This is a genomic window from Acinetobacter rudis, from assembly GCF_000829675.1.
GTDB lineage: Bacteria > Pseudomonadota > Gammaproteobacteria > Pseudomonadales > Moraxellaceae > Acinetobacter > Acinetobacter rudis.
The window spans coordinates 20,714-27,241 of the sequence record NZ_BBRX01000051.1; the positions used below are offsets into that span (position 1 = coordinate 20,714).

The 6,528-nt window shown below is 40.4% G+C and carries 7 protein-coding genes; 3 read left to right on the forward strand and 4 right to left on the reverse strand.

Translation table 11 applies throughout. From position 1 onward, the window contains the following. Positions 1 to 44: 44 nt before the first annotated feature. The 3 genes from catA (at position 45) to Aru01_RS13145 (ending at position 3,895) form a co-directional block, all read left to right on the forward strand. Positions 45 to 980: a catechol 1,2-dioxygenase gene (gene catA, locus Aru01_RS13135; RefSeq protein ID WP_016655931.1), complete on the forward strand. Its 936-nt coding sequence runs from the start codon at positions 45 to 47 to the stop codon at positions 978 to 980. Positions 981 to 1,064: 84 nt separating this feature from the next. Continuing rightward, the gene (locus Aru01_RS13140; RefSeq protein WP_016655930.1) at positions 1,065 to 2,324 is read left to right on the forward strand and encodes a GTPase; all 1,260 of its coding nucleotides are present in this window, start codon (positions 1,065 to 1,067) and stop codon (positions 2,322 to 2,324) included. Further along, complete coding sequence (locus Aru01_RS13145) at positions 2,321 to 3,895, forward strand: dynamin family protein (RefSeq protein ID WP_016655929.1); 1,575 nt, start codon at positions 2,321 to 2,323, stop codon at positions 3,893 to 3,895. Before Aru01_RS13140 ends, Aru01_RS13145 begins: the two co-directional genes overlap by 4 nt. 79 nt (positions 3,896 to 3,974) lie before the next feature. Here Aru01_RS13145 and Aru01_RS13150 read toward each other — a convergent pair whose 3' ends face one another. From Aru01_RS13150 to Aru01_RS13165, 4 genes are all read right to left on the reverse strand, one after another. Further along, positions 3,975 to 4,241, reverse strand: coding sequence for a PAAR domain-containing protein (locus tag Aru01_RS13150; RefSeq protein WP_016655928.1), 267 nt, complete (start codon positions 4,239 to 4,241; stop codon positions 3,975 to 3,977). A gap of 16 nt (positions 4,242 to 4,257) precedes the next feature. Then, positions 4,258 to 5,037 (reverse strand): OmpA family protein, encoded by a 780-nt coding sequence (locus Aru01_RS13155; RefSeq protein ID WP_016655927.1) that lies wholly within the window; start codon positions 5,035 to 5,037, stop codon positions 4,258 to 4,260. Between the two features lie 2 nt (positions 5,038 to 5,039). Further along, positions 5,040 to 5,999, reverse strand: coding sequence for a type VI secretion system-associated protein TagF (gene tagF, locus Aru01_RS13160; RefSeq protein ID WP_016655926.1), 960 nt, complete (start codon positions 5,997 to 5,999; stop codon positions 5,040 to 5,042). A gap of 31 nt (positions 6,000 to 6,030) precedes the next feature. Continuing rightward, positions 6,031 to 6,528: type VI secretion IcmF C-terminal domain-containing protein (locus Aru01_RS13165; protein ID WP_303621052.1), on the reverse strand; the 498-nt coding region annotated here is incomplete at its 5' end.

Consider the following 6,528-nt stretch of genomic DNA (forward strand, 5'->3'; position numbering starts at 1 on the left):
GTTTTAAAAAAGCATTCATTTTTTGGCGTTTTAAGGAGATAGCCATGACAGTTAAGATTTTCGATACGCAGGAAGTACAAGAATTTTTACGTCTAGCAAGTGGTTTAGAACAGGAAGGTGGTAGTCCACGTGTTAAGGAAATTGTATATCGCGTACTTTCCGATCTATTTAAAATGGTTGAAGATCTAGACGTTACTGCTGATGAATATTGGCAAGGTGTTGCGTACTTGAACCAATTGGGTACAAGTCAAGAAGCTGCACTATTGTCACCTGGTTTAGGTCTAGACCGTTTCCTTGACATGCGTATGGATGCTGAAGATGAAGCGTTAGGAGTTGAAGGTGGTACGCCACGTACTATTGAAGGTCCTTTGTACGTTGCTGGTGCTCCAGTAGAACAAGGTTATGCTCGTCTTGACGACGGTAGTGATCCAGATGGTCAACTATTGATTATGCATGGCGTAATTTACGATGCAGATGGCAAACCATTCCCTGGTGCTCAAGTTGAAGTTTGGCATGCCAACACTAAAGGTTTCTACTCACACTTTGACCCAACGGGTGAACAAGCACCTTTTAACATGCGTCGCACAATTATTGCTGATGCACAAGGTCGCTATCGCTTCCAAAGTATCGTACCTAAAGGTTATGGCTGCCCACCTGAAGGCCCAACTCAACAGTTGTTAAACCAACTTGGTCGTCATGGTAACCGCCCAGCGCACATTCACTTCTTCATCACTGCTGATGGTCACCGTAAGCTTACCACTCAGTTAAACATGGAAAACGATCCTTTTGTATATGACGATTTTGCATATGCAACTCGTGAAGGTCTTGTTGTTCCTGTCGTTGAACATACTGATGAAGCAACAATCAAAGCCAATGGCCTTGATACTCCATTTGCTGAAATGGAATTTGATTTCAAATTAAGCCGTCTGGTTGATGGTGTAGATAACCAAGTTGTAGAACGCCCTCGTCTACAAGGTTAAGCTTTAAATTAAACATTCATTTACGTATAAATATGGCTGGTAATTACCAGCCTTATTTATCTTAAGGGACAGTTGAGCAAAAGTATGGAAACTCGCAATTTTGATGAAGCAGCAGCACAAATTCTCTGTGCTTTACCAGAAAGAGCTATTGATTTAGCACGTTTAAAAGCATTGAACCAAGCAATGCTCACCCCCACCATCACCGTCATTGGTAAATATAATCACGGTAAAAGCCGATTACTGAATGAGTTAATTGGTCATGATGTTTTTACAGTTGCTGACCGCCGCGAAACGGTTGCACTCAATGAACATCAATATGAACAAGTGAACTGGCTAGACGCTCCAGGTTTAGATGCAGATGTGGGTGGACAAGATGACCATTTAGCTCAACAAGCTTTGTGGTGCAAATCAGATATTCGCTTATTTGTGCATTCGGTAAAAGAAGGTGAATTAGACGCAGCCGAACACCCACTGTTACAGCAACTTCATCAAGACCTCCAACGTAGTCAACGTCAAACTTTAGTTGTACTCACACAAATTGACCAAGTTCCAGACCAGACTGTATTGACTCAAGTTCTTGAGTCGATCAAGCAACAAATCCCCGCTTTTAATCTTTTGCCTGTATCTGCTACACGCCATCGCCAAGGTGTAGAGGGTAATAAACAACTCTTACTTCAAAAAAGTGGTTTTACTGAATTACGTCAAGCTTTAGATCATGCATTAGCACAAGTGCCACAGGCACGCATTCATGAAAAAGCATTATTATTTACCGAAATTCGCCAACAACTTACTCAATTACAAAATACAGAGCAGCAATCATTAGAACAGTTAAAACAACATCAGCAAAATCAAAGAGAAGCTTTTGATCGTGATCTCAACAAAACTCTAGACAAAGTTCGAGTAGATCTACAGCCTACACTTGCTCATAGAGAGCATGATGATGCTCTAGTTCCTGATTCATTTGAAAATATGTTTAAAATGACTGCAGGAAAACAAGAACGAGCGCGTATCCAAGTGGCGTATTCACATGCTTGTCTTGACCTCGATAGTCATTTAATTCGCTATGGTGTGACTGGTTTACCTATTGAGCAACAAACCCAAGTACGTAGTATCAATACAGTCATGATCGCAGTCATGGGCGTCTCTGTGAAGTCTCGCCATGATTTACGTAAAATTTTTGAAGAGCAAAGTGGACGTGATCGACTATGTCGCGAGTTTGCTCATTATTTTGAAGCTTCGCCAGATCGCCAAGCCTTGGTTAAAAACATTGAAGATACTACAGCTCAAGTTGCTATGTATGCACAAGCCTTAGCAGCATTGAAAAATTTGGAGGATGAAGCATGACGAAAAGTACTTCTATTCAACAATTTATTCATACCCTTGATGCACACAGTAGTCATCAGCTTGATTTCTCAAATGTAATCAACGAGATGCATAGTTGGCGGCACAGGTTTGCAAAGCAGATACAAGATAGCTTACTCAAGACTACGGGCTTTATCCCTGAAACCGCACTGAGCAAACAAATTGGTGATTTTAACCAACAAATAATTGCTCATATCGATACTTGGGATGCACAATGGGCTGAACTCGCTCCAGCACAATCCCTCGCTGATGCATTTGAAAACAAAGTGATGTTTTTAATCTTTGGAAAATTCAATGCTGGCAAAAGTTCACTTTGCAACCTTCTAGCAGACTGTTTTCGTTTACAAGGACAAGCTGTTCAATATTTTCATCTCGCAGAAGGTCATGTGGTTTACACTCAAGATGCTTTACGTGAAGGTGCAACTGAAACGACAGCACGTTTGCAAGGTGTCTGTTTGGGTGAAAAACTGGTCTTACTTGACACACCTGGACTACATTCTGTGACTGCTGAAAATGCTGCCCTAACTCAGCGTTTTATTGATAGTGCTGATGGGGTACTTTGGTTAAGTAGTTCGTCTTCCCCAGGTCAAGTCCAAGAACTTGATGCATTAGGACGTGAATTACGTCGCCATAAGCCTCTATTACCGATTATTACCCGTAGTGACCAAGTCGAAGAAGATGAGCTAGATGGTGAGATTTGCACAGTATTATGCAATAAAAATGCAACTCAACGTGCTCTGCAAGAAGCTGATGTCTATAGTCGTAGTCAAGATAAATTGCTACAGATGCAAGTCGAACCTGATTTATTGAAAACACCAGTCTCAATTTCGGCACAAATGGCACGCCAAACTGGCTTTGATACTCAGTCTATGACTGAGGCGGGTTTCGATCATCTTTTCTTTGCACTATTGGCGCTCATTGAACCTGCTTTTGATTATAAGCAACGTAAATCTGCAGAAATATTTTTGCATTATTTACAAGAAAAAGTGCTTGAACCTGCGCAGCAAGTTTTACACCAATCTCTTGGTGATCTAAGCAAGCTCTCACAAGAAATGCAAACTGCCCTAGCGCAACAGCAAGAAAAAATTATCGCAAATGCTTGGCGTGAAATTGTGCCGCAAGTCCCTACATTATTGGAAGAACATGCCTCAACTCAAGCCATTAATGCAGTCACCAAAACCCTCATTCAATGGGCTGAGAAAAATCTTTCTGAGCAGTTACAGCAGCATTTAAAAGCCTACCAACTTGATCAAATCTCAGCCGATAAGCTGACCTTAGATCAAAACATTACTTATGAAATTATTGCAGCTGGCTCAGGTCAAGCTGAAATTGTTCGACACGACCGTTTATACAATGAAATTTCAAGTAAACTTCAACTACTTCTGACTGATCTCACCACACCTGTAATTGCACAGTGTATGGATCATTTGCAGTATCTTAACGATTCAATCCAACAATTACATGATTTATCAGCTGACTTTGAGCATCGTTTACAACAACACGCACATCGCCTCAGAACACATCATCAAAACCAAAGTTGTTCAATGTCTTAAGTCATTGTTCGACGCAATGGGTAAGCTGGATTAGATCATTATCTAACTCGGCTTAGTCATTGCGCTGCATATCCCTAATTTAATTTTCTCCAAGTACCAAGCTCTGCTTAGAAAGCACTCTGCATCCACATGAGAGCACATCATTGATCCGTGCTACAGGTTTGCCGAAAGCAAGTAGATGCGCATCACCACTAATAATGACCGCCACCGTGTTGTGTAATGGACAACTTGCCGTATCGCCAACACAAGCAACAGCGAGACCTTCAACTAAAAATCGACTTTCACCTGTGAGCACTGTCCCACCACCAGTTGTTGGACAACCAATAGTGATATAGGGTTTGGCCATTTTATACTCCATATTTTCATAAAACTTCAAACTCGATACGACGATTTTTTTTCCGACCATCTACACTATGATTATCTGCAACTGGCTTCTGAGCACCCAGACCTAGAGTGCTTAAACGTGCAGCTGCAATATTTTTACTGATTAAGTAATTTTTAACTGCCTCAGCCCGTTGCAGACTAAGACGCATATTTTTATTGTTATCACCTGAACTATCGGTATGGCCAATAATTTTAATATTTTTGCCTTGAAGCTGATTTAAGGCGATCACCATTTCATCTAAGATTTGTATTCCTGAAGTTGCTAAAATCGCACTCCCCGATTCAAACTCAATAATCCGATTTTTTAAAGCATCATCAACCAACTTCTGCTCCGCTTGATTTGCAGAAATTTGCGCGCTAAAGCGATATGGCGCAACAACAATGGACTGAAATAAACGACTTGTGGCAACGATTTCATTCGGATGATTAATCTTGCCTGTCAATAACACAGCAGTACCATTCACATCAAGCTTCCCCTGAGACAACTTTTTTAACTCAGGTATAATCAGGTTGCTTACTGAATCAGCCCAACCCTCTGGTGCTGCCACTGTTGTTACTTGAATTTTATCGACGACCTGATCGGCACCATAAACACTATAGAGTTTATTTAACACGGTCTGTTTACTCAGCTCATCAGGAACTACACCTTCAGCGATGACAGGCTGGGCAGCATAACTTAAGCTGTTTAGGCCAGCTGCTAAAAGAAGTAGCATTAAACTCAACCGATATATTTTTTTGGTTTTCTTCTTAAATTTCATTTTTAACCATCTATAAAAGTTTGTATAAATAAACGAATGCCTTGATTTAAACTTATATTTCTTTCACATAAAGATTGTTCTAAGGCTGCGAGACCCGCATTTTGCTGTAAATACTGATCAATCCACGGCGCATGTATCAATGATACCCAGCGCTCACCTTGCAGATTGAGATTAAAGACATCACTTAAAGCCGAGATATCTACACCTTGAAAACCAAAGAGTAAGACGGGTGAATCCATATGTAATATACCTATAAGCACTTCTGTATTGTGCTGCGTTAAGAACCTACAAATAAGACTGACCCAAAATGCAGCAATGCTATGACAGTATTTCTCGTTATTCAGTGGCAAAATGAGCACCTTATTGAGCTGAGTACTACCATGTTCAACCACTGGTTGTAACAACAGACCTAATCCAAGCATGCTTTGAACCAATTGATAGCCGCTGATTTGCATCAGTTCGGCAAACCCAAACAAAGTGTATTCTTCAAAAAATGATTTATAATCTGTTGACGTATAAATCTCAAAATCAGTGTGTAAATTATTTAAGATTGATTGTAGTTGATTCGAATCTTCAATTTCTCGAATCAAATGATTTTTATCATTAAGCTCAAGCAAAACCGACTGATATAAAAAAGGTGACATGAACAAATTTTCAAATGGTGCCAATACTGCCAATAAATGGCTCAACACCATAGGAAAACGCCGACCTGAGCTATCGGTACTGGCCAATAAATTTGCAATTAAAAAAGTCTGCTGTTGTGGATGAGCGATAAAAAAATCCAGAGCAGGTAATTGACTAAAATTCATATTGAAATTTGGATCAAGCATCGCCACCTCTAATGCTTGATGAATCCATCGATCAATTAATTGAATAATTTCATATTGTCCTTTGGTTTTTAAAAAATCCCCCCATGCAGGACTTTTACCATAATATAAAGGCGTAGATTTAATCATGAGCATATTCGTTCCCACCTGATACTCATGATCTTTTTCACTGTGCTGCCCCTGTTACGGAGGGTGTCGTTTGGGTCGTCATCGATGTTGATTTTTTCTGCTCAGATTGCTGTGAAATTTGAGCTGCAACGACATGTACTCCTGTTCTACTTGTCACCTGATCGACCAGCTTTAACCCTGTATAACCACGATTCCCCCCTACACCATGTTGATCAGAACCACTAATCAAACGAAATAACATTTTCACAGCAAGTTTTGGATTATTTTTACTACTCCACGTCATTTCATAGTGACCTCCCTTTTCGATCCGCTGAGCAGTATCAATCAAACGATTAATACCGTATTCGCCAGGCTCCTCAAAAATGGTATGTGTTTGCCCCTCCAAGTCTATAGCCGTAATCCTTACACCAGGGATTGCCCCTTGATTTGGCCACACGAAACTCACCCACTGCTGAACACCATTTTCAAAGACCATTCGTTGTCCATCAATATCAATGGTATAGGACAATAATTGTGGATTCCCTAGCGGATAAAA